The following is a 24463-nucleotide window of genomic DNA, read 5'->3' on the forward strand; positions in this document are numbered from 1 at the left end:
GCCCCTCATGCCCGCCTCCACCATCGCCTATCAGGGCGCACCCGGTGCCAATTCCGACCTGGCCTGCCGCAGCGTTTTTCCCGACATGGTCACGCTGCCCTGCGCCTCGTTTGAGGATGCGTTTGCCGCGGTGCATGAGGGTAAGGCCAAGCTGGCCATGATCCCGGTGGAGAATTCGGTCGCGGGCCGCGTCGCCGATATCCACCACCTGCTGCCGCATGGCGGGCTGCATATCATTGGTGAGCATTACCAGCGCGTGGTCCACTGCCTGGTCGCACCGCAGGGCGCGACGATGGAGGGGCTGACCGAGGTCCATTCCCATATCCAGGCCCTGTCCCAGTGCCGCAACTATCTGCGCGAACGGGGCCTGAAGCCCGTCAACAATGCCGATACGGCGGGTGCGGCTGCCGATGTGGCCCGCTGGAATGACCCGACCAAGGGGGCCATCTCGTCTGATCTGGCCGCCGAGATCTACGGTTTGCAGGTGCTGGCCAAGGGGATCGAGGATGCGACCCACAACACCACCCGCTTCCTGATCCTGGCGCGGGAACCCAGTGTGCCGGAACGCGGTACCGACAGCGTCACCACCTTTGTCTTCCGCGTCCGGTCACGTCCGGCAGCGCTGTATAAGGCGCTGGGCGGGTTTGCGACCAATGGCGTGAACATCACCAAGCTGGAAAGCTATCTGGTGGATGGCCGTTTCACGGCGGCGCAGTTCTATATCGACGTTGAGGGCCATCCGGAGGAACGCTCCCTGCGGCTGGCCATGGAGGAGCTTGGCTTCTTCGCCAGCGAGGTGAAGTTCCTGGGCGTCTATCCGGCCCACCCGTTCCGCCGCGAACAGCAGCAGATGGGTGGCGGTATCTGATTGCGGGAATGACGGCTGGTGCCTTAACCTGTTGGTACCAGCCGGGGAGAGGTCATGGATAATCACCTGATTCTGCTGATCGCGCCGACGATTACGGCCCTTGTCATGCTGTTTGCACCGCAATGGCAGGCCCGGCATATCGAACGCCGCATGCGGGCAGGGGATGACCATTACCTGGATGAACAGCGCTCCTACCGTGCCTATCCATGGCAGCGCAACCCGCAGGTTCTGCGGGTTACGGGGGCTGTCCTGCTACTGATGGAAGCCGTATATCTGGGACTTCGCTGGTTCAATCCGTGATTTTTCGGTGCCGTCCCGGAAACGCTGCTGTTCTGTCTCAATTCCGCCATTCGTGGCACGCCAAATGGGGTAGCCGGCGGATGGCGCCGGTGACTGCCTTCCGGGGCCAATAATCATGCGAAGCCGTTTTCTGCCCGTTTCATTCGCCGCTGCCCTGTTGCTGGGGCTTGGTGCCTGTGCCGCCGATCCCGCCATCAAGGAAGGGGAGATGCGCAACCGCCAGATTGCCGCCGGTTCCTGGCGCCTGTCGGAACTGCGCCTGGTCTGCATGGGCAATCCCGATGCCGGGATTCCGGGCCGCGCCCTGACTGCGGATGAGGCGGCGGAACAGCTGCGGCTGGTTCTGGAACTATCGTACCTGGCCCCGGACATCTGGCCCAACGTTCCGCTGTCCAGCCCGCGTGTGGAGGAATTCCGCCGCATCTGCGCCGGTGATCCGGCCACCAACACCCCCGCCCGCGCCCTGACCCCTGATGAGCGCAAGGAACTGCTGTCCTTGATGGTCAGCACACCCGCCACCCTTCCGGCGGTGCGCGGCAGCGGGGGTGGATCGGCGGGCGCCATCATCTGGAGCGATAGCGGTGCTGGCGGCTCCGGCGGTGGCTATTATGAGGAAACCTACCGCGATCCCGACTATGACCGGATGATCTGGGAGCTGGAGCGCGACCGGGCCCGGTGGGATGCCTATCTGTGGGAACAGCGCCGCCGCGAACTTTATTGGGAGCATGAGCGTCGCCGTCGCGAATGGGAGCGTGACCGGGCGCGTTGGGAACGGGAACGCGACCGGGATCGGGCCCGTGCCGAACAGGATCGTCGCCGGGCGGAGGATGCCCGCCATCGTGCGGAAGAGGAACGCCGCCGGGCCGAGGATGAACGCCGCCGCTACGAACGGCCGCCCATTGTGCAGCCGCCGCCGCGTCCGTCCGATGACGACATGCGCCGCCGCCGGGATGCCGAAGACGCCGCCCGCCGCCTGGAAGATCAGCGCCGTCGGGCACAGGAAGAAGTGCGTGGCCGTGACGATGACCGCCGCCGCGAGGCCGAGGATGCAGGCCGCCGTCTGGAAGAACAACGCCGCCGGGCAGAGGAACAGCGCCGTCAGGCTGAAGGCGATGCACGCCGTCAGGCGGATGATGACCGCCGTCGGGCCGCCGAGGAGGGTGCGCGCCGGATGGAAGAGCAACGCCGTCAGGCCGAGGGTGATGCGCGTCGTCAGGCGGACGATGACCGCCGTCGGGCCTCCGAAGAAAATGCACGTCGGATGGAAGATCAGCGCCGTCAGGCCGAGAGTGAAGCCCGCCGACAGGCAGAGGATGACGCCCGTCGCCGCGCCGACGATGATCGCCGCCAAGCCGCCGAGGAGAATGCCCGCCGCATGCAGGAGCAGCGTCGTCAGGCCCAGGAGGATGCGCGGCGCGAGCGGGAAGCCCCCCCGCCACCCCGCAACCAGACCGGGGTTGAAACGCAGATCCCGTAATCGCTGGTGGGCAAGTCCAAGCGCTATTGAGAAACACCTCGATACTAAAAACCCGCCTCCCCGGCGAAGGCCGGGGCCCAGGGGCCCCAAGGTTCAACTTCTCCACCTGCCTCGCTATCAGCAACACTGGCGTCGGGTGTATGGCCCCTGGGCCCCGGCCTTCGCCGGGGAGGCGATTTTTGTTATCTCGACGGGCCCTTTTTTACGCCTCGCTCCCTATCGAATGCCGTCCCTACATCTTCCCGTCATGCAACCAAACGGTTAAGTTACCCTATTGCTGAATGGGGGTAATAATGGCTGATGGGGATATGGCGCGCGCGCTGGGCGCGGATATCGGGGCGTCATTGCGCCGGGAAGTGGATGCGATGGTCCGCTATGTCCTGGGGAATGGAACGTCGATGCCGGCGGATGTGATCGCCCGGCTGTCGATTCTGGATGAGGACGCACCGCCGCCGCTGGCCGATCTGGCGAAGCTTCATAATCAACTGGCGTCGCTGGTGGCGCCGGCCAGTCCGCGTACCATTCGCCTGTTGGCCGATGACCCGTTTGCGGGGCGATTCTGGTCCAGCTTTGGTCCCCTGCCGAATATCCGGCGGTTGCTTCTGGCGGCCATTTTCTTCCTGGCCTGTTTCATCATGGCCAGCCTGTCGGAGCATATCAACGCCACCACCATCCGGCAGGACATCTACACGATTGATTCCGAACATCTGCTGCATGTGCTGATCTTCTTGATGAGTGCGGCGGGGCTGGGGGCCTGTTTCAATGCCCTGTCCACGGCGTACTGGTTTATCCAGGCGGGGACCTATGACCCCAGACTGGACAGTTCCTATTGGATTCGCATCGTGCTGGGCATCATCGCGGGCTTGCTGATCTCGCAACTGGTGCCGCTGGGCGGGCCGGAAACGCTGGACGCCCAGGGCAATCCCATGGGCGGCAGCACCGCCACATTGGGCAAGCCGCTTCTGGCCCTGCTGGGTGGCTATTCGGCCAGCATGGTGAATTCCGTGCTGCAAAGGCTGGTGGAAACCGTGCAGGCCATGTTCAAGGGCGGTGCCGCCGATACTGCCGCCGCCAACGAGGCCATTGCCCGGGCCAGGGCCGACCAGCGTGTGGAACAGCATAAGCTGTCCATGGCGGGGGACCTGGTGGCTCTGCATCAGGCCATCAAGGACGGCGCGCCCGCTGAACGGTTGATGGAACTGGCCGGCGGCATGGTGAAGCAGGTGGTGCCCGCCCATGCCGCATCACCGCCGCCCCCGCCCGCGTTGCCATCCAGAGTCGAATGACCTTATCAAGGGTGGCCGGGGCCGCTTCCGTCCGCTATCGTTCTGCCGGTTGCTGTGGTGCCTGTGACATGGCGCAGCCATAATCTTCCGCTTTCCTGGCCGGCATGATGACGCGCACTCCCCTCCTTTCGACCCTGTCGCTGCTTCTGGCACTGGTACCCCTGTCCGGCGCTCTGGCGCAGAACAGTATCGGGCCATTGCCGGCCAACCCGCCGCCCGCCGCCGTGCGTGCCCCCATCACGGTGCCGGCGACACCCGACCTGACGCTGCCGCCGACGCCCGGCGTGCCGGATCAGGGCGACATCCCCGCCGCACCGGTTTCGGAACTGCCGCCGTCCCGCTTCCCTGGCGTCGCTACGGGGCCTGAGCCGGCGCGCATGCCGGCGGAGCGCAGCACCCTGCTTTACCCGCCGGGGGCAGAAATCCTGCCATCGGGCACCGATGCCGTGCTGGACGATATCGTGGCGCGGCTGAAGGCCCATCCGGCGGAACGGCTTGAGCTGCGCGCCTATGCCAGCAGCCAGACCACCCGCCCCACGGAGGCACGGCGCATCGCCCTGCTGCGCGCCCGCGCCCTGCGGGACCGGTTGGTGCAGCTTGGCCTTGATCCGCTGCGCCTGCTGGTTTTCGCCGAGGTCGTATCGATGGCGGCGGGCACGGTCGCCCCGGCAACGGCCCCTGATCGTGTCGATCTGGTGATCCGCCCATGACGCTTTCCGCTGATCGTCGCACGCCTGCCGCCCCGCCCGACCGTCCGCCCGCAGTGGAACCGCCGGCCAGCCGGCCACGCCGGTTCCTGACGCGCATGGCGCTGTTCACCCTGGCTGTGGCGTTGATCGCGGCGGTCCTGCTGCCATCCCTGATCCAGGCGTTTCTGGCCAACCCGGCCCTGAATGGTCTGATCCTGTTCACCCTGCTGCTGGGGATCTGGTTCATCTTCCGGCAGGTCACGATGCTGGGGCCGGAGGTGGCGTGGCTGGAGGCGTTTACGGCCAACCGCGCGCCGGATACGCAGCCCCGGCTGCTGGCCCCCATGGCCCGCATGCTGGGTGAACGCCAGGGCGGACGCTTCACCCTGTCGACGGTGGCCAGCCGGTCGCTGCTGGACGGGGTCGGCACGCGCCTGGATGAAGGGCGGGAGATCTCCAAATACCTGATCGGGCTGCTGATTTTCTTAGGATTGCTGGGCACCTTCTGGGGCCTTTTGCAGACCGTCTCCTCCATCGGCACCGTCATTTCCGGTCTCAGTTTCGACAATGCCGATGTGGCAGGCGTGTTCGGCAATTTGCAGGCGGGCCTGTCGGCGCCCCTGTCGGGGATGGGCATGGCCTTCTCCTCCTCCCTGTTCGGGTTGGCGGGATCGTTGGTGCTGGGGTTCCTGGAATTACAGGCGGGGCAGGCGCAGAACCGGTTCTATACAGAGCTGGAGGACTGGCTGGCCGGCATCACGCGGCTGTCCAGCGGGGCGCTGGGCGATGTGGAAGCGGGTGGCGGGTCCGGTGGGGGCGCGTCGGTTCCCGTCTATATCCAGGCCCTGCTGGAACAGACGGCGGAGAATATCGAACGGCTGCAATTCACCATGGCCGGGGCGGAGGAGGGGCGGAAGCTCCAGAATCAGCAGCTGGTGCAACTGACGGAGCGCATTGCCGCCCTGACCGACCAGATGCGGACCGAGCAGCAGGTGATGCTGCGGCTGGCCGAAAGCCTGTCCAATGGCGGCGGCCTGGGCCTTGACGAGGCGACGCGCGCCCATATCCGCAATCTGGAGCTTTACACCGCCCGCCTGCTGGAGGAGACGACGCAGGGGCGCATCCAGTCCACCCAGGAATTGCGCAGCGAGATCAAGATCCTGGCCCGGACGGTGGCGGCACTGGGCGATACGGAGCGCTGATCCATGGCCTATGTCCGGCGGCGCGGATCACGGGGGGAGAAGGTCGATATCTGGCCCGGCTGGGTGGACGCGCTGTCCAGCCTGACCATGGTCGTCATCTTCCTGCTGATGGTGTTCGTGCTGGGCCAGTTCTATCTGACCAGCGCCTTGCAGGGCCGTGACCGGCAATTGGCCGATCTGCAAGGCCGGGTGGCACAGCTGGCCGATGCCCTGGCGCTTGAACGCGACAGTAATGCCCGCATGCAGGCCGATTTCGGGCAATTGACCGACCGGCTGCGCGCAACCCTGGCGGAGAAGGAGGCGCTGCGGGCCCGTCTTGACGCCATGGGCGGGACGGCAGATGCGGCGGCCACGGCGGATGAACGGGTCGCCGGCTTGACCAGGGACCTGGAGGAAGAACGCAAGATCAGCGCGGCGGCCCGCAATGAAGTGGCGCTGCTGAACCAGCAGATCGCCGCCCTGCGCGCCCAGCTGCAACAGCTGGTGACCAGCCTGGATGCATCGGAAGCGAAAGCCAAAGAGCAGGAGGTGCAGATTGCCGAGTTGGGCAAGCGCCTGAACGCCGCCCTGGCCGGCAAGGTGGCGGAACTGGCGCGGTTCCGGTCTGAATTCTTTGGCCGTCTGCGGGAGATTCTGGGTAACCGCGATGATGTGCGCATCGTGGGCGACCGGTTCGTATTCCAGTCGGAAGTGCTGTTCGATAGCGGCTCCGCAGAGCTGGGCGAAGCGGGGCAGGTGCAGTTGGGGCGGCTGGCCAAGACCCTGCTGGAGTTGGCGGCGCAGATGCCGCCGGAGATCAACTGGATCCTGCGCGTTGACGGGCACACGGATATGGTGCCGGTCAAATCCGGGCGTTGGGCCAGCAATTGGGAACTGTCGACGGCGCGTGCCATCTCCGTCGTGAACTTCCTGGTCCAGATGGGGGTGCCGCCGGAACGGCTGGCCGCCACGGGCTTTGGCGAGTTCCAGCCGCTGGAGCCGGGCAACAGCCCCGCCTCCCTGGCGCTCAACCGCCGGATCGAGTTGAAGCTCGACAGCCGGTGACAGCCCCTTACCGGGCCTTGGGGAAGGGCGGAAGCGCCGCCGTCGCCGCCTCGCGATAGGTGATGGTGTGGCCCGGCGTCCATTTTCCGTCGGACAGGAACTCCGCCTGATTGGTCAGGACGCCATCCTTCAGGGTCAGGGTGGAGCGTACCTTGCTGATTTTGGGGTGGCCGGCCACATCTTCCTCGGCCACCAGCTTGCCCGGCCCGTCGGCGCGCATCACGCCCTGGGTGTGGAAACCGGCGGTCGTGAAATAGTGATAGATCATGGTCTTACGCGGGCTGTCCCAGAAAACCAGGGTTTCCCCGCCATAGGACAGGTCGCCCAGGATATGGGTGATGCGCACGGCCTTGCCGCCCAGCGCCCATTCCCAGCGCGACTGATCTACCATCGGCTTGCCATCGGGGCCGGTGCCTTCGCCGCGCCAGCTTTTGCCGACCATGCCGGCAATATCGGCAAACGGGTCGGTATCCGCGGCCTGTGCCGGGGCGTAGCCCAGTAGCATGGTGAGGATCAGGCCGATGGCGGCCAGCCAGGTACGCATGGTCATGTCTTTCTCCCTGTCTTTGGTTTGTTAAAGTTTCAGCCGGCGTCACGGTCCTGCAAGGGCCAGTTCTCCGCCAGGGTGCGCTTGGGCAGGACGAAGCCCATCACGCCGAACATCGCGTACATCACCCGCGTGCCGAAGGGGACCGTGCCCGTCTCCACCACGGATTTCAGGTTAGCCAGGATGTTGGTGCCGCCCTGGTCCATTTCCTTGGCCGTACGGGTGCCGTGGGGAATGTTCTCCACGGTCAAGGTGACCTCCACGATGCCGTCGGCTTGTGGGAACAGTTCATAGATGACGGTGCAGGGGGCATCGTCGAACTGTGTGAAGCGGAACGTGTGGGCAAAGCGGCGGGGCGGGTCATACTCCAGCACCTCCCCCACCACCAGGGTGCGGCGGCGGTCGGCGGTGCGCATCTGTACCGCCGCGCCGGCGTGAAAGCCGGTATTGACCATCAGGGCGTTGAATACCGCCTGCTGCGGACTGTCGGTCTTGGTCAGTTCCCGCCAGATGGCCTCCACCGAGCCTTTGATTTTGGTGCGGAATACCTTCTTGTTCTCATCCCCCATGATATCTCCCCCTGTCATGAGCCCGCTTCGATCTTGTCCTTCAGGTCCAGCAGCTTGCCGGCCCAGAAATCATCAAACTCATCTGACCAGCGGCGGTGGATGGCGCGCAGCGGCAGGGTGTTGACGTAAAGCCGCCGCTCCCGCCCCGCCTTCTCCGACACGACCAAGTCCGCGTCTTCCAGGACGCGCAGATGTTTCAACACGCCAATCCGGCTCATCTCGAACGCCGACAGCAGGTCGGCGACGATGCAGCCGGGGTTGCCCCGGATCAGGTCAAGCAGCCGCCGCCGTTCCCGGCTGGCCAAAGCCTGGAACACCGCATCGGTCGCCGCCTCGTCAAGCTGGTACAGATCATCCTTCATAGGTAACCAGTAGGTTACATATTTGGGTGCGAGTCAAGGGGGCTGTGCCGCCCCCTGTCGAAAGCGGGAAGGATCAGGCGAAGCCGCGTGCCGGGTCGTGGGCGGGGCGTTGCAGCCAGTTGCTGGCCGGGTAGTCGCAGGCGCCATCGACCACATGGATCGTATAGGCATGGCGTGAGCGGTCGGAACGGTTCGGCCCCGACAGATGCGGCAGCAGGCCGTGCAGCAGGATCAATGTGCCGCGTGTGGCCGGCAGCGGGACATAGCCGTTTTCGGGTGTGCAGTCGGGCCAGGGGCTGCCATCCAGCACCTCCATCGACACCCCGCCATCGGCGGCACGGTTGAAGCGCTTCTTCAGCCCAGCCTTGTGCCCGCCGGGCAGGGCCCACATGCAGCCATTATCCAGGGTCGCATCCTGCACCGCGAACCAGAAGCCGACCACGCTCATCGGTTCGGTGTAAAGGAAGGTGCTGTCCTGATGGCACACCACCTCGCCGCCGATATGCGGCTGCTTGAAGATATACATGGACTGCATCAGCAGGGGTTTTTCCATGCCGATATCGCCAGCGATGGCGCCCAGGCGGGCATCGCGGGAAAAGCCGTCGAAGACGGGGTCACGGTCATGCATGGCATGGCCGATCTTGTTGATCGACAGATGCTTTTCCTGACGCAGACGGCCCGCCGCGTCAAACGCCTCCTCCTCAAAGAAGAAGCGGATCTGGTTGCCCGACGACATGAAATAATCGTCGGAGGTCTTCTGCTGATTCACGGTGGAGAAGATGGAGGCATGCGCGTCGGCATCGAACCCATCGACCAGGCGTCCCGCCTGCGCCATCAGCGCGTCACAGGCGGTATCGCTGGCAAAGCCCGGCAGCACCAGGAACCCGTCCCGGTGATAGGCGTCGATCTGGTCTTGGGTCAGGTGCGGCATGGCGGGGTCATCGGTGGCGGTTGGAACGGTTGCCGTATCCTAGCGCATGGTCACCCGGTGCCCGCAATCCTCAATAATGCCCATCGCTGTTCTGCGGCTTTTCCACCCGCTTCTGACCGTCGGCACCCAGATAGATGGCCAGGATTTTCACCGGGTCCTTACCCAGGTTGCGGCCATTGTGCCAGACGATGGTTTCCACAAAGGCATCCCCCGCCTTGAACACACGGTCCGGCAACCCCTGCGCGGATACCGTCACCTCCCCGGATACGATATAGCCGACGACAGGCATGGGGTGGCGGTGCTGGCCCGTCTCCCCACCCGGCGCCAGTTCCACCAGCAGGGCGGAGATGCGAGCCTGCCCGTCGGGGTATTTCAGGGGCTTGCCGTCACCGGTGGTGACAGTGTCCAGCAATGTCTGCGCCGTCAGGCCCGTGGCATCGGCGAGCGCCGTGGCCGGTGAAAGCAGCAATCCGGTCAGCAGCAGGGCGGCAGCGCGCATCATCATCATCCCCGTCATTTATTGTGCGGGGATGATACAGGAACCGGTGACCGAACGCGCCCTGTCTGAAAGAGGTTACTGCCCCAGGGCGCGGGCGCGCAGGAAATGGTCGGCCAGGACCGTGGCCATCATCGCCTCACCCACCGGTACGGCGCGGATACCGACGCAGGGGTCGTGGCGGCCCTTGGTCAATATATCCGCTTCGTTACCGAAACGATCCACGGTCTGGCGTGGGGTCAGGATGGAAGAGGTCGGTTTGACAGCGAAACGAACCACGATATCCTGGCCTGTGGAGATGCCGCCCAGGATGCCGCCGGCATGGTTGGACAGGAAATGCGGCTTGCCGTCCGGGCCGACCCGCATCTGATCGGCGTTTTCCTCACCGGTCAGGCTGGCGGCGTCGAACCCGGCGCCGATTTCCACGCCCTTGACGGCATTGATGGTCATCATGGCCTGGGCCAGATCGCTGTCCAGCTTGTCATAGATCGGCTCACCCCAGCCGGCGGGAACGCCGCTGGCCACGACCTCGATCACCGCACCGACCGACGACCCGGCCTTGCGGATGCCGTCCAGATAGTCGGCCCATTGTTCGGCCATTACGGGATCGGGGCAGAAGAACGGGTTCTGATCGACGGTTGCCCAGTCCCAGCGGGACCGGTCCACCTTGTGCGGTCCCATCTGCACCATGGCGGCGCGGATACTGATACCGCCACCGGGCGCGGTTTCCAGCACGCGGCGGGCAACGGCACCGGCGGCGACGCGGCTGGCCGTTTCGCGGGCGGACGAACGGCCGCCGCCGCGATAATCGCGGATGCCGTATTTGGCGTCATAGGTGAAGTCAGCATGGCCGGGGCGGAACTTATCCTTGATGTCCCCGTAATCCTTGGACCGCTGATCCTCGTTCTCGATGAACAGCATGATGGGCGTACCCGTGGTCAGGCCCTCGAACAATCCGGACTTGATCTGCACGCTGTCCGGCTCGCGCCGCTGCGTGACATATTTGCTCATGCCCGGCTTGCGCTTGTCCAGGAAGGTCTGGATGAACGCCTCATCCAGGGGCAGGCGCGACGGCACCCCGTCCACGATGCAGCCGATGGCCGGGCCATGGCTTTCGCCGAAGGTGGTGAACCGGAACAGGGTACCGAAGCTGTTGCCCGCCATTTTGAAATCAGCCCTCGCCCATGCCGGCCAGCAGCGCGGCCGTGCCGGCGGCGGCGTCGACCTGCACCATGCCGACGGTGTGATAGCCGCTGTCGACATGCAGGTTCTCACCCGTCACGCCGCTGCCCAGATCGGACAGCAGGAACAGGCCGGCATTGCCGACCTCATTGATGGTGACGTTGCGGCGCAACGGCGAATTCAGCTCGTTCCATTTCAGGATATAGCGGAAATCACCGATGCCGCTGGCGGCCAGGGTCTTGATCGGGCCGGCGGAGATGGAATTGACGCGGATGCCCTGCGGGCCCAGGTCGTTGGCCAGATACTTGACGCTGGCCTCCAGCGCCGCCTTGGCCACGCCCATGACATTATAATGCGGCATCACCTTTTCCGCCCCGTAGTAGGACAGGGTCAGCAGGCTGCCGCCTTCCTTCATCAGCGGTACGGCGCGCTGGGCCACGGCGGTGAAGGAGTAGCAGGAAATATCCAGGCTCTTCAGGAAGTTGCCGCGCGTGGTATTGAGGTACAGCCCGTCCAGCTCGTTCTTGTCGGAAAAGGCGATGGCATGCACCACGAAATCCAGGCCGCCCCACTTTTCCTTGATCGTTTCGAAGGCCGCGTCGATGCTGGCCTCGTCCGTCACGTCGCAAGGCAGCAGGATATCGGAACCAACCTGATCGGCCAGCGGCTTCACCCGCTTCAGCAGGGCGTCGCCCTGATAGGTGAAAGCCAGCTGGGCGCCATGCTGGGCCGCGACCTGGGCAATGCCCCAGGCGATGGAACGGTCATTGGCGACACCCATGATGAGGCCGCGCTTGCCGGCCATCAGGCCGCTGCTGATCTGGGTGGTGGCGCTGTTTGTCATTCTCTATCTCTCCGCCATGGCCGGTCGGCCATAAATCGGGGCGCATCCTACACGAACGAAGTCGAGGGTCAAACGCATGGCAGGCGGGTCAGGGTTTTCAGGGACAAGGATGCGCAACCTGTTGCGGCTGCTGCGTGACGGGCACACCATCCTGGCCCATGCCGCCCGGCGTTTTGCGCGGGACAAGGGGTTCGTGTCGGCCTCTGCCCTGACCTATACGACGCTGCTGGCCCTGGTACCGCTGCTGACGGTCGTGTTCGCCATCTTCACGGCCTTTCCCGCCTATCGGCGGCTGCGGCAGCAGGCGGAAACCCTGTTGTTCCAGAATCTGGTGCCGCAGGTGGGCGATCAGATCCAATCCTATGCCGGCACGTTCGTGGCCAAGGCGGGTGCCCTGACGGGGCTGGGCGTGGTCGGTCTGACCATCACGGCCATCCTGCTGTTCTTCGCCATCGAAGGGGCGCTGAATTCCATCTGGCGGGCGGCGGAACCGCGCCCCCTCCTGACGCGGCTGCTGTCTTTCTGGGCCGTGCTGACCATGGCCCCGCTGCTGCTGGGGGCCAGCCTGTCGCTGGGCCTGGGTGCCCTGGCCCGGATGAAGGCGGATGGTGATCCGGGACTGGCCTTTGCCCTGTCCCTGGTGCCGTTCCTGTTTGAAACGGCGGCTTTCACCTTGATGTATGTGGCCATCCCCAACCGGGAGGTGGCCTGGAAGGATGCGCTGGCCGGCGGGGCTGTGGCCGGGCTGGCGACAGAGCTGGCCAAGACCGGCTTCTCCTTCTACCTGACCCTGTTCCCGACATATGAGGCGATCTACGGCGCCCTGTCGGTGGTGCCGACCTTCCTGCTGTGGCTCTACCTGCTCTGGTCCGTGGTGCTGTTTGGTGCCGAACTGGCGGCCTCGTTGCCGGAATGGCGGGCGGGGCGGCTGAACGGGGAGGAGGGGGGGCTTGCCACGGGCCAGCGCCTGATGGTGGCGCTGGCCGTGCTGGATGCCCTATATCAGGCCAGCCGGCACGGGGTGGGATTGAAGCGCGAAGCGCTGTCGCGCCGCGTGCCGGTGGGTGGGGCTGTGATCGATGACATGCTGGAATCCTTGCGAAAATCCCACTGGGTGGAACGGTCAGGACGCGGCGCCTGGATGGTCTCGCGCGATCTGAATCGGGCCAGTTTGGCCGATCTTCGCCTCGCACTTGACCTCGCGATTCGTGGCGAGAATGTCATGGTGGAGCGGCTGGATACGGGTTGGGCAGCCGACACGGCCGGATTGATCACAAATGCCGAGCAAGCGGGTCGCGAAATGCTGAACGTTTCGCTGGCAACGATTTTTGCGTCGCAAAATGACCGGAAGGGCCCGCCGGAAGCGGCCTGAACCCTTGAAACCCGCCTGTTACAAGGCGGTACCGTGCTGTCACACTGTTCCATGCGCCCGAGGCGCGGAATCTCTGCCTTTCGGTCTATGCAAGTGCAAAGATGCAACGGTCTTCAGCAATGTTGAGTCACCAATGTGAAACACCTATTGCAAGCGCGAGAGAATAGATTGTTATTTGCGGGCAGCAGCTATGCGGCTCATCGCGACCTTGGTCTCCAGACCTGATGGAAACGGTGGGTGGTTCCGGCCCTGAACGGGGGTCTGGAGTCTGGGGCAACCCAATCGGTGTCCACCAACGGGCACCTGGAAAAGGGAAAGAGATAGATGAAGCAGTCCGTATATTCCGCGCGGTCGATCCGCGGCCTTCTGATGGCCGGCGCCGCTGTGAGCGCCGTCGCAATGACCGCCGCTCCGGCCATGGCCCAGGAGATTGAAGAGATCGTTGTGACCGGTTCGCGCATTGCGTCGCCGAACCTGGTCTCGACGTCGCCGATCACCGTGGTCGGTCAGGACGAAATCAAGTACCAGGGCACGACCCGCGTCGAAGACCTGGTCAACAGCCTGCCGCAGGCTTTCGCCAGCCAGACCAGCCAGGTCTCGAATGGCTCGACCGGTACCGCCACCATCGACCTGCGTAACCTGGGTGCTTCCCGTACGCTGGTTCTGGTCGACGGCAAGCGTCTGCCGCCGGGTTCCCCGGGTTCGGGCGGTTCCGCTCCCGACATCAACCAGATCCCCGGCGCTCTGATCGAGCGTGTTGAAGTGGCCACCGGCGGCGCCTCCGCCGTGTACGGCTCCGACGCCGTCGCCGGCGTTGTGAACTTCATCATGAAGGACGATTTCGAAGGCGTGGCCTTCGACTATCAGTTCTCCTTCTACCAGCACAATAACGGCAATGGTCCGGCCCGCGACGCCGTGAACCGTGGCAAGTATCCGCTGCCCGACGACAGCGTGACCGACGGCTTCACCCGCGACGCCACCGTCGTGATGGGCGCCTCCACGGAAGACGGCAAGGGCAATGTGACCCTGTATGCCGGCTATCGTAAGATCGACGCCATCCTGCAGTCCGAGCGTGACTATTCCGCTTGTACGGTTGCCGCTGGCGCCGGCGTGTGGAACTGCTCCGGTTCCGGCACCACCTTCCCGACCCGTATCGTTCTGACCACCGGCACTGTCGGCGGCGGCACCGCCCCGGCCAACGGCCAGCTGAACGATGCTGGCGTGTTCGTCCCGTACTACCAGCCCTACAATTTCGGCCCGCTGAACTACTATCAGCGTCCGGACGAGCGTTACACGCTGGGCGCTTTTGGCAAGTACGAGATCAACGAGAACGTCACCGCCTACACGCAGCTGATGTTCATGGACAACCAGACGGTTGCCCAGATCGCCCCGTCGGGCATTTTCGGCCAGTCGTTCAACATCCGTTGCGATAACGCCATGCTGTCCGCTGCCCAGCGCACGCAGTATTGCGGCTCGCTGGCTGGCACTGCCAACACCGTCAACATGACGCTGTTCCGTCGTAACACGGAAGGTGGCGGTCGTCAGTCCGACCTGCAGCACACCTCCTGGCGCATGACCGGCGGCTTCAAGGGTGATGTCGGCGGCTGGGACTATGACGTCTATGGCCAGTATGCCCGCGTCAACTTTGCCCAGACCTACTACAACGACTTCTCGATCTCCCGTATCGGTCAGTCGCTGGACGCCGTCCGCAACGCCGCCGGCCAGATCGTCTGCCGCGATGACAGCAATGGCTGCGCCCCGTACAACATCTTCACGCCGGGTGGCGTGAACCAGGCTGCTCTGGACTTCCTGCAGACCCCCGGCTTCCAGCGCGGTTATACCGAGCAGAAGATGGCCTCGGGCAGCATCTCGAAGGACCTGGGCGACTATGGCCTGACCTTCCCGACTGCTACCACGGGCGTCGCCATCGCTCTGGGTGCGGAATATCGTGAAGAGTTCCTGCAGCGCACCGTGGACAGCGCCTTCGCCACTGGCGACCTGGCTGGCCAGGGCGGCCCGACGCTGGGCGTTGCCGGCGGCTTCGACGTGACCGAACTGTTCGGCGAAATGCGCGTTCCGCTGATCGAGGACGCTCCGTTCGTCAAGCAGCTGACCCTGGACCTGGGCTACCGTTATTCGGATTACTCGAACTTCGGTGGCACCGACACCTACAAGGTTGCTGGTGACTGGGCGCCGATCGACGATCTGCGTATCCGTGGTAGCTACAACCGCGCCGTCCGCGCCCCGAACGTCCAGGAACTGTTCACGCCGCAGGGCCTGGGCCTGTTCAACATGGACGAGGATCCCTGCGCTGGCACTTCTCCGACCTTCACGGCGGCCCAGTGCGCCAACACGGGCGTGTCCGCTGCCCAGTATGGCCGCATCCTGGACAACTCCGCTGGCCAGTATAACTCGCTGGACGGTGGTAACCCGAACCTGCAGCCGGAAACCTCCGACACCTACTCGATCGGCTTCGTGGCCACCCCGTCGGTGATCGAAGGCCTGACGCTGACGGTTGACTACTTCAAGATCAAGATCAAGGACGTCATCTCGACCGTTCCGCCTGATCTGGCCGTCAACCTCTGCGGTACGACCGGCAATGCCGCTTACTGCTCGCTGATCACCCGCGATCCGACCTCCGGTTCGCTGTGGATCGGCACCATCGCCAACGTCAAGGCGACCAACGTCAACATCGCTTCGCTGTCCACCTCGGGCATCGACGTCGATCTGGCCTACCGCTTCGATCTGGAAGACGTGGGTCTGGCCGATGCCGGCTCCGTGGCTTTCAGCATGGTCGGTACCTGGATGGATACCGCCAAGAGCGAGCCGCTGCCGGGTGAAGGCGTGTACGACTGCGTGGGCTACCATGGCTCCACCTGCGGCGTGCCGACCCCCGAATGGCGTCACCGTCTGCGCACCACCTGGGCGACCCCGTGGGATGCCAACCTGTCGGTCTCCTGGCGCTATGTCTCCAGCGTGAAGGCGCAGGCTGCTTCGCCGAACCCGCTGCTGAGCGCTGCTGTCAACCCGCTGAACCGCAAGTTCGACGCGTACAACTACATCGACGTGGCTGCGACCTACAGCCCGATCGAGAACCTGTCGCTGTCGCTCGGCGTGAACAACGTGTTCGACAAGGACCCGCCGCTGTCGGGCGTGCTGGCTGCCGTGTACGGCAACGGCAACACCTATCCGGGTGTGTACGACTCGATGGGCCGTTACGTGTTCATGGGCGCCCAGGTCAAGTTCTGATCTGATCGTCTCTGAATATGAGTATGGGAATGGCGGGGCTTCGGCCCCGCCATTTTCATTTCGGGTTCCGGCTTGAAATGGTCACAGGGTTGGGCGCTTTCCTGCCGCCCCGCCGCCCTATTCCAGCCGCGATGCGGCGTCAGCCTGTCTTCATGTCCATGGCAGTGGATTGAGGATATGAAGATGAAACGCATGCTTTCCCTGGCCGCCCTGGCGGCAGCCCTGATGTCCCTGGCCCCGGTTGGGGACGCGCTGGCCGGTGGCCGTCACGACCGTGACCGGCAGCACCACCATCATCATTATGATCGCGGGTATGATGATCGGGGTGGTCGCCATCACCACCACCATTATCACCGGCCGCCCCCGCCGCCGCCGGTATATTACCACTACTACGCCCCGCCGCCGCGTCCGCCGGCCACCATCATCTACCGCGACTATGGCCGTGGCCCGTCGCTGGTTCTGGATGTTGAGATCGGGCGCCGGCGCTGATGTTCAGGCCGGGACCAGATCAAAGGCGATGGTGATGCGCGGCGTCTCATCCTGAAACGGTACCGTCCCGTGCCAGAAATAGGATGGGAACAGCACCAGCCGGCCCGGCTTCGGCTGTACGGCGTGCAGGGCGGGCAGGCTGACCTCTGGTCCCAGATTGGGAACGCCGAAGGTCAGCCACCCCGACTGGTCCCCCGTATCGGCCGCCGGCGGCACCTGCAGGTAATAGACGCCGCTGATCCAGCCTTCGGGATGGATATGGTGGGTATGGAAACCACCATCGCGCAGGCGTGATGACCAGGAGCCGGCAAAGGCCAGCCCCTTGCCCCGCCGCCCGAAATAGCTGTGTTCCGGGCGGTCCGGCATCGCGTCGACATAGGCGCGCACAGTGGCCAGAATCTGTTCACGCAGGGCCACGATGGGTGCGTCGTCGCGTTGCGCAAACAGATTGGCGCTGGTCTGCGTGCCCTTGCGCAGGGTCAGATGGATCGGTTCGTTGACCGTATCGTGCAGCCGGTCAAGCAGCGTCAGTGTTTCGGCCACAAACCTGTCCAGATCGGCCCAACCCTGGGGCGCGGGCAGATCGAACACGGCGACACAGCCATCGATCTCGCCATCATCGCTATCACCGTCCAGCCGACCGAGCGTGCCCAGCAGGGCCAAACTGTACTGGTCATAGGGAAAGGCCGACAGCGTGCGCCGCGCCGCGTCGCGCGCGCCCTGCCGGTCTCCGGACCGCAGCAGAGCCAGGGCAAGGTCATTGTGCAGGGACAGATTGTCGGGATGCGCCTCCAGCAGCTGCCGCAGCAGCGGGATGGCTTCTGATGGCCGGTCGGCTCGCAGCAGCAGGCTGGACTGACGGCGCAGCACCGACGGATCGGTTGGGGCCAGCGACAGGGCCAGGGCGCAGTTCTGCATCGCGGCATCGACGAAGCCGAACTCGGCCTGCAATTCCGCAGCGATATCCAGGGCGCGGGCCGATTTCGGCTGCGCCCGCATGACGGCGTAGATCGCGTCGAACACATGATCCAGCCGCCCCAGGGTCCAGAGCCGGCGGGCAAGGTTGCGGTGGGCATCCCGGTCCAGCGGGTCATGCTGGATCGCGGTCTGGAAGGCCTGGATGCTTTCCTCATGCCGGCTCAAATCCCCCATCAGGTTGCCCAGCAGCAGCCAGGCATCCTTTGATTGCGGGGCGACCGCCACGGCCCGCCGCACAAGCGGCTCCGCGTCGGCATAGCGATGTTGCCGGCGCAGGATGGAGGCAAGGTTGATCAGGACCAGGGGATGATCGGGCGCCAGTGCGCGGGCGCGGATCAGCGCCGCTTCTGCCTCCGCCAGCTGTTCGGCATCGCCATGGATAAGACCCAGCATCAACAAGCTGGGCAGATGCTGGGGCGAGAGTTTCAGGGCGGTGGCACAGGCCTTCTGCGCCTCGTCCAGGCGCCGCATCGCATGCAGCGCCTTGCCGCGATGATACTGGAACTCTGCATTTCCCGGCATGAGGGCGATGGCCCGGTCGTAACAGGTCAGGGCATCGGCGGCCCGCTGTTCGCCCAGATGCAGATTGCCCAGATTGCTCCACACCCCCGGCTGCCGCGGATTGGCGTCGAGCGAGCGGCGCATGTAATCCACGGCAAGGTCGGGCCGGCCCGCATTCTTCGCCAGCAGGCCTAGAAGCTGCCAGGCGTCGGGATTGCGCGGATCGATGCTTAGCACCTGCCGATAGGCCTGTTCGGCCTGTGCCATGCGTCCCGCCTTCTGCGCGGCCAAGCCTGCCTGCAGCAATTGCCCGATGCGTTGCGCCGCCGGTCCCGTCAGCCCCGCCATGGCACTGCCTCAGCCTGGAACGGCCAGATGGCCCAACTCGGCCACTACCTGTTCATAGGTCGCGCGCTTGAAGGGCACGATCAGGCTGGTCAGCTTATGCATCGGCGCCCATTGCCAGGCATCGAATTCCGGATGTTCGGTTTCGATATTGATGTCGGCATCCGTGCCCGTGAAACGGCAGGCCACCCATTTCTGGGTCTGGCCCCGGTACCGGCCACCCCAGACCTTGCCCACGAGATGGGTCGGCAGATCATAGGACAGCCATTGGCTGCTTTCGGCCAGGATCACGGCCTTGGCGGTGCCGATCTCTTCCTCCAGCTCGCGCAGGGCGGCCTGGGCGGGGCTTTCGCCCTCGTCAATGCCACCTTGCGGCATTTGCCAGGCATCGGGCGTGTCGGTGCGCTTGGCCACGAAGATGTGGCCTTCCTGGTTGATCAGCATGATGCCGACACAGGGACGGTAGGGAAGGGTGCTGGGATCGGGCTTGTGCTTCGCCATTTGTCATTCTTTGGATTGCTGTCGCATGCTGGCAAGCACCGTATCCCAGCCATGGGGCCGGCGTCACCTGCCGCGATGCATCATTGCCAACGGGCCCGGCGTAGTTCGGGGGCGTTGGTGGCACTGGGATCCAGGCTGGCACCCCGCAGGTCAGTGGCGGCAAAGTTGCCGTCGCTGAATTTCGCCCCTTCCAGCCGGGCGCCGCGCAGGTTGGCCCCGCGCGCATCGGCGCCGGCCAGATTGGCCTCCCGCAGGTCGGCGGGCCAGTCGCGGCCCATCGACTGACCATCCGCCCCGCGCAGGGGCACAGGGCCGAATTGCGTATCGAGCAGGCTGGCCTCCCGCAGGTCGGTACGGGCCAGATTGGCACCGTCGAAGACGGCATCGCGCAGTTCCGCCCCCCGGAAGCTGGACCCCGTCAGCTTGGCCATCCGCCACATGGAGCCGCGCAGATTGGCCTTGTCGAAGCGGCCATAGGTGATCTCCGATCCCGACAGATCGCAGCCGGTCAGATCGGCCCCGGTCAGGTCGGGCTTCATCAACACCATGCGCAGCCCTTCGCGGCCATTGCTGATGATCCAGCGCTGATGCTGTGCGATGGCTTCGCGGACCTCGGGTGCCAGTTTGCCATGGTCGGCGCTGAACACGGCGCCATCGGTATAGGCGGCCTTGAAATTGGCGGCGTCGGGCGGGACATTGCGTAACCGTGCATCGCGCAGGTCGGCACGGGCAAAGTCGGCGCCGGTCACCTGGGCATTGTCAAGGATGGCGGCCTTCATCTTGGCGTCGGCAAAGCTGGTGCCGCGCAGATCGGCCCCTGACAGGTTGGCGGCGAACAGGTAGGCCCCTGACAGGTTGGCGCCGGCCAGATTGACATTGCGCAGGTCCGCACCGGACAGGTCGGCCCCGGCCAGCGAGGCGTTGGACATGTTGGCACCGGCCAGATTGGCCGTCTGCACCACCTGCTGCTTGACCTTGCCGACCCAGATCACCAACTGCCCCTGACGCAGGTCGGCCCGGTCGAAGCAGGCGCCGCGCAGGTTGGCGCCGGCCAGATTGATACCGCGCAGATCGGCGCTGACCAGACTGGCCCCCACCATGTCGGCACGCGCCAGATTGGCCCCGAACAGGTCCGTCCCGTCCAGATTGGCGACACGCAGGACGGCATCTTCCAGGTTCACGCCGCTCAACAATGCGTTGCGCATGTCGGCGTTGGGCAGGTTGGCGCCGCGCAGATCCTGTGATTTCAGTTCCAGCCGCTTGCCGCCCGGACGCCCTTCCAGGAAGCGCTGATGCAGGGTCAGTGACTGCTGAAGGTCGAAATCCGCCACCGCCGTCCTTTCTCTGCAATGTTGCCGATTTATGCTCTTCTGGAAACCTGATTACCACGAAAGAGGGTTAACAGGCCCACCCGATTCCCCTGCCCGAAAGCATAGATCGAGCCGCCTGTGACCCGGTCCGGGGCGGCGTGCGAATCGGTCAATGCCTGACGCGGTGCGATACCGCATTGCAGCAGTAATAATGCACCTGAAACCCCGGAAATCCATGCACGAATCCACGCGTCCCAGGATCGGTTTTGGATCGAAAATAAGTCAGTAGTATTGACCTATTTTCCTGGTTACGGTCTGTGCAGGACAGGGTCAATAATCGGACCTACCATAGCGGTCCGATAGGGGAGGGTATTAAGAAATGGCCAACGCCGCCCGCACGCTTGCGACCGTCGCGCTCGACGACAAATATACCCTCCAGCAGGGCCGGGCTTTCATGACCGGCACCCAGGCGCTGGTGCGTCTGCCCATGCTGCAACGGCAGCGGGATCAGGTGGCGGGCCTGAAGACGGCGGGCTTCATTTCGGGATATCGCGGCTCGCCGCTGGGTGCCTATGATCAGGCGCTATGGCAGGCGCGGAAGTTTCTGGCCAAGGGCGACATTCATTTTCAGCCCGGCGTGAACGAGGAACTGGGCGCCACCGCCGTCTGGGGCAGCCAGCAGGTGAACCTGTGGCAGGGGGCCAAGGTCGATGGCGTGTTCGGCATCTGGTACGGCAAGGGCCCCGGCGTCGACCGGTCCATCGATGCGCTGAAGCATGCGAACTTTGCCGGCACCAGCCGGCATGGCGGCGTTCTGGCCTTTGCCGGTGACGACCATAGCTGCAAATCCTCCACCCTGCCGCACCAGTCGGATCAGGCCTTCATCCATGCTTTCATGCCGACCATCAACCCGGCCGGCGTTCAGGAATTCCTGGATCTGGGTCTGATCGGCTTTGCCCTGTCGCGCTATTCGGGTGCCTGGGTGGGCTTTACCTGCATCGCCGACACCATTGATACGACCGCCATCGTCGATATCGATCCGTCGCGCATCATCATTCAGGAACCCACCGATTTCGAACTGCCGCCCGGCGGGCTGAACATCCGGCTGCATGACACGCCGCTGATTCAGGAAGCCCGCATGATCGATTGGAAGCTGGACGCTGCCCGCGCGTTCGCCCGCGCCAATCGTCTGGACAAGGTGGTGTTCGGCCACGCCGCCCCGCGCCTGGGTCTGGTCACCATCGGCAAGTCGTACCTGGACGTGCGTCAAGCGTTGGACGAGCTGGAAATCAGCGAGGAGATGGCGAAGGAATGGGGCCTGGGCATCTATAAGGTGGCCATGGCCTGGCCGTTGGAGCCGCAAGGCATGCGCGCCTTTGCCCAGACCACCCAGGAATTGCTGGTGGTGGAGGAAAAGCGCTCCGTCCTGGAAAGCCAGATCAAGGAACAGCTGTTCCACTGGGACCGCCGCCCGCGCGTGCTGGGCAAGACTGACCATACGGGCAAGCCGCTCTTCACGGAAAAGGCGGAACTGAACCCCGTGGATATCGCCCGCGTCCTGGCCGGGCGCATCCTGTCCTTCGGCCCCAATGATTATGTGTCGGAGCGGCTGGCCCGCATGGAGCACCGGGTGCGGCAGAACACGCCGTCATCGACCACCGTGCGCACGCCCTTCTTCTGCTCCGGCTGCCCGCACAACACCTCCACCCGCTTGCCCGATGGCAGCCGGGGTCTGGCCGGCATCGGCTGCCACTACATGGTCACCTGGATGGGCCGCAACACGGAAGTGTTCAGCCAGATGGGCGGCGAAGGCGTGCAGTGGATCGGGCAGTCGCCGTTTTCCGGCGAGGAGCATGTCTTCGCCAATCTGGGCGACGGCACCTATTTCCATTCAGGATTGCTGGCGGTGCGCGCCGCCGTGTCGGCCAAGGTCAATATGACCTACAAGATCCTCTATAACGATGCCGTCGCCATGACGGGCGGGCAGCCGGTGGACGGCACTCTGTCCGTCTATGACATCGCGCAGCAGCTGGACGCCGAGGGCGTGAAGCGCATCGTGGTGGTCAGCGACGGGCCGGAAAAGTATGGGCTGGGCCGTGGCCTGCCCCATGGCACCAAGATTTTCCACCGCGACGAGCTGGATCAGGTGCAGCGCGACCTGCGGACGGAAAAGGGCGTCACGGTCATCATCTATGAACAGACCTGTGCCGCCGAAAAGCGCCGCCGCCGCAAGCGCAACAAGTATCCCGATCCCGCCAAGCGCGTGGTGATCAATGAGCTGGTCTGCGAAGGCTGCGGCGATTGCTCCGCCAAATCCTCCTGCCTGTCGGTCGTGCCGGTGGAGACGGAGTTCGGGCGCAAGCGGCAGATCGACCAGTCCAGCTGCAACAAGGATTTCAGCTGCCTGAAGGGTTTCTGCCCCAGCTTTGTGACGGTTGAGGGCGGCAGCTTGAAGAAGCCGAAGCCGGCGGCGGCCAAGGGTGATGATTGGGGTGTACTGCCGGAACCGGTGATCCCGACGCTGGACAAGCCCTGGAACATCCTGGTCACCGGTATTGGTGGCACCGGCGTGGTCACCATCGGCGCTATCCTGGGCATGGCCACCCATCTGGAAGGCCGTGGCTTTACCGCCATGGACATGGCTGGTCTGGCGCAGAAGGGCGGGTCGGTGACCAGCCATTTGCGCATTGCCGAGCGCCCGGACCTGATCCATGCCAACCGCATCGTGGCCGGCGGGGCCGATCTGGTCCTGGCCTGCGACATCGTCGTGGCGGCCAATGCCGATGCCCTGTCCAAGATGGCGCCGGGCCGCACACGCGCCGTCGTGAATACGGCAGAGACGATGACGGCGGCCTTCATCGCCAATGCCGATGCGACGGTGCCGTCGGGCAGCCTGACCCGCACCATTGCGTCCGGCGTGGGCGGGGCGGAGGCCGTGTCGGCCATCGACGCGCAGAAGATCGCCACCGCGCTGTGTGGTGACAGCATCGCCACCAACATGTTCATGCTGGGCTATGCCTATCAGCAGGGGCTGGTCCCGACGACGGCCAGCGCCATTGAAAAGGCCATCGAGCTGAACGGGGCGGCGGTGAAGATGAATACCGACGCCTTCCGCTGGGGTCGCCGTGCCGCCATCGATCTGGGCCGGGTCATTGATGCCGCCATTCCGAAGCAGGAAAAGGCCGGTGCCTTCGGCCATCGCCGTGCGTCTGAAACCCTGGCGGAAATGGTGGAACGCCGCATCGCTTATCTGACCGACTATCAGGATGCTGCCTATGCCGGCCGGTACAAGGCCGTGGTGGACAGGGTGCAGGCCGTGGAGGCCGAGCGCACGCCGGGCCGCGACGCCCTGTCCCGCGCGGTGGCCCGGTATCTGTTCAAGCTGATGTCCTATAAGGACGAGTATGAGGTGGCCCGCCTTTACAGCGATGGCCGTTTCCGGGCGCAGGTGGCCAGCCAGTTCGAGGGCGACTACAAGCTGAAATTCCATCTGGCCCCGCCGGCAACATCTGCCCGCGATCCCATCACCGGCCACCTGAAGAAGCAGGAATTCGGGCCAGCCATGATGCTGGGTTTCAAGATGCTGGCGAAGATGAAGGGCCTGCGCGGTGGCAGCCTGGATATTTTCGGTCGCAACCCGGAACGTGTGATGGAGCGGCAGCTGATCAGCGACTATATCGCCGTGGTGGAGGAGCTGCTGGCCGGCCTGTCGCCCGCCAACATGCATCTGGCCGTCGATATCGCCAGCATCCCGGAGAAAATCCGTGGCTTTGGCCATGTGAAGGATGAACATCTGCACAAGGCCAAGGATGAGGAAGCGGAACTTCTGTCCCGCTGGCGCCGTCCGATATCGCCGGTCAGTGCGGCGGCGGAGTAAGAGAGGCTGCGCGGTCGGGTTACCCTCACCCGCCCGTCGGCTAA

Annotated in this window: 21 protein-coding genes; 11 read left to right on the forward strand and 10 right to left on the reverse strand. The window is 64.6% G+C overall.

What is annotated here, in order from left to right:
* The first annotated feature begins 7 nt into the window (after positions 1–7).
* From ACODSP_RS18030 to ACODSP_RS18060, 7 genes are all read left to right on the forward strand, one after another.
* Entirely contained in the window at positions 8–868 is an 861-nt protein-coding gene (locus tag ACODSP_RS18030; RefSeq protein WP_488966943.1) for a prephenate dehydratase, read from the forward strand.
* 54 nt (positions 869–922) lie between these two features.
* Positions 923–1168, forward strand: a complete 246-nt coding sequence (locus ACODSP_RS18035) for a hypothetical protein (protein WP_488966944.1) — start codon at positions 923–925, stop codon at positions 1166–1168.
* A gap of 115 nt (positions 1169–1283) precedes the next feature.
* Positions 1284–2645 (forward strand): hypothetical protein, encoded by a 1362-nt coding sequence (locus ACODSP_RS18040; protein WP_488966945.1) that lies wholly within the window; start codon positions 1284–1286, stop codon positions 2643–2645.
* 293 nt (positions 2646–2938) lie between these two features.
* Positions 2939–3931, forward strand: coding sequence for a hypothetical protein (locus ACODSP_RS18045; RefSeq protein WP_488966946.1), 993 nt, complete (start codon positions 2939–2941; stop codon positions 3929–3931).
* A gap of 104 nt (positions 3932–4035) precedes the next feature.
* Positions 4036–4641, forward strand: a complete 606-nt coding sequence (locus tag ACODSP_RS18050; RefSeq protein WP_488966947.1) for an OmpA family protein — start codon at positions 4036–4038, stop codon at positions 4639–4641.
* The gene (locus tag ACODSP_RS18055) at positions 4638–5822 is read left to right on the forward strand and encodes a flagellar motor protein MotA (RefSeq protein WP_488966948.1); all 1185 of its coding nucleotides are present in this window, start codon (positions 4638–4640) and stop codon (positions 5820–5822) included. The genes ACODSP_RS18050 and ACODSP_RS18055 overlap by 4 nt, the downstream gene beginning before the upstream one ends.
* 3 nt (positions 5823–5825) lie before the next feature.
* A complete protein-coding gene (locus ACODSP_RS18060) occupies positions 5826–6866 on the forward strand; it encodes a peptidoglycan -binding protein (protein WP_488966949.1) in 1041 nt (346 codons plus the stop codon).
* 7 nt (positions 6867–6873) lie between these two features.
* On the opposite strand, the gene ACODSP_RS18065 is transcribed toward ACODSP_RS18060, so the two are convergent.
* From ACODSP_RS18065 to fabI, 7 genes are all read right to left on the reverse strand, one after another.
* On the reverse strand, positions 6874–7416 hold the full coding sequence (locus ACODSP_RS18065; RefSeq protein WP_488966950.1) for a hypothetical protein: 543 nt from the start codon (positions 7414–7416) through the stop codon (positions 6874–6876).
* A gap of 32 nt (positions 7417–7448) precedes the next feature.
* A complete protein-coding gene (locus ACODSP_RS18070) occupies positions 7449–7982 on the reverse strand; it encodes an SRPBCC domain-containing protein (protein ID WP_488966951.1) in 534 nt (177 codons plus the stop codon).
* 14 nt (positions 7983–7996) lie between these two features.
* Positions 7997–8344 (reverse strand): helix-turn-helix domain-containing protein, encoded by a 348-nt coding sequence (locus ACODSP_RS18075; protein ID WP_488966952.1) that lies wholly within the window; start codon positions 8342–8344, stop codon positions 7997–7999.
* 73 nt (positions 8345–8417) lie between these two features.
* Complete coding sequence (locus ACODSP_RS18080; protein WP_488966953.1) at positions 8418–9275, reverse strand: phytanoyl-CoA dioxygenase family protein; 858 nt, start codon at positions 9273–9275, stop codon at positions 8418–8420.
* Between the two features lie 70 nt (positions 9276–9345).
* Positions 9346–9783 carry a cupin domain-containing protein gene (locus tag ACODSP_RS18085; protein ID WP_488966954.1) on the reverse strand — a complete coding sequence of 146 codons (438 nt, stop codon included), beginning with the start codon at positions 9781–9783 and terminating at the stop codon, positions 9346–9348.
* Between the two features lie 66 nt (positions 9784–9849).
* Entirely contained in the window at positions 9850–10935 is a 1086-nt protein-coding gene (gene aroC, locus ACODSP_RS18090; RefSeq protein WP_488966955.1) for a chorismate synthase, read from the reverse strand.
* A 7-nt stretch (positions 10936–10942) separates the two neighbouring features.
* The gene (fabI, locus tag ACODSP_RS18095) at positions 10943–11797 is read right to left on the reverse strand and encodes an enoyl-ACP reductase FabI (RefSeq protein ID WP_488966956.1); all 855 of its coding nucleotides are present in this window, start codon (positions 11795–11797) and stop codon (positions 10943–10945) included.
* 109 nt (positions 11798–11906) lie between these two features.
* On the opposite strand from fabI, the gene ACODSP_RS18100 reads away from it, so the two are divergent.
* The 3 genes from ACODSP_RS18100 to ACODSP_RS18110 all read left to right on the forward strand — a co-directional run bounded on the left by ACODSP_RS18100 (position 11907) and on the right by ACODSP_RS18110 (position 16907).
* Positions 11907–13169: a YihY family inner membrane protein gene (locus ACODSP_RS18100; RefSeq protein WP_488966957.1), complete on the forward strand. Its 1263-nt coding sequence runs from the start codon at positions 11907–11909 to the stop codon at positions 13167–13169.
* 324 nt (positions 13170–13493) lie between these two features.
* Positions 13494–16418 (forward strand): TonB-dependent receptor plug domain-containing protein, encoded by a 2925-nt coding sequence (locus ACODSP_RS18105; protein WP_488966958.1) that lies wholly within the window; start codon positions 13494–13496, stop codon positions 16416–16418.
* A gap of 183 nt (positions 16419–16601) precedes the next feature.
* The gene (locus ACODSP_RS18110; RefSeq protein ID WP_488966959.1) at positions 16602–16907 is read left to right on the forward strand and encodes a hypothetical protein; all 306 of its coding nucleotides are present in this window, start codon (positions 16602–16604) and stop codon (positions 16905–16907) included.
* A 3-nt stretch (positions 16908–16910) separates the two neighbouring features.
* Here the strand turns inward: ACODSP_RS18110 and ACODSP_RS18115 are convergent, their stop codons facing one another.
* The 3 genes from ACODSP_RS18115 to ACODSP_RS18125 all read right to left on the reverse strand — a co-directional run bounded on the left by ACODSP_RS18115 (position 16911) and on the right by ACODSP_RS18125 (position 20563).
* Positions 16911–18734 carry a tetratricopeptide repeat protein gene (locus tag ACODSP_RS18115; RefSeq protein ID WP_488966960.1) on the reverse strand — a complete coding sequence of 608 codons (1824 nt, stop codon included), beginning with the start codon at positions 18732–18734 and terminating at the stop codon, positions 16911–16913.
* 9 nt (positions 18735–18743) lie between these two features.
* Positions 18744–19232 (reverse strand): RNA pyrophosphohydrolase, encoded by a 489-nt coding sequence (locus tag ACODSP_RS18120; protein ID WP_488966961.1) that lies wholly within the window; start codon positions 19230–19232, stop codon positions 18744–18746.
* 80 nt (positions 19233–19312) lie between these two features.
* A complete protein-coding gene (locus ACODSP_RS18125) occupies positions 19313–20563 on the reverse strand; it encodes a pentapeptide repeat-containing protein (RefSeq protein WP_488966962.1) in 1251 nt (416 codons plus the stop codon).
* 358 nt (positions 20564–20921) lie between these two features.
* On the opposite strand from ACODSP_RS18125, the gene ACODSP_RS18130 reads away from it, so the two are divergent.
* On the forward strand, positions 20922–24419 hold the full coding sequence (locus tag ACODSP_RS18130) for an indolepyruvate ferredoxin oxidoreductase family protein (protein WP_488966963.1): 3498 nt from the start codon (positions 20922–20924) through the stop codon (positions 24417–24419).
* Positions 24420–24463: the final 44 nt, after the last annotated feature.

This window comes from Niveispirillum sp. FG156, assembly GCF_057809555.1.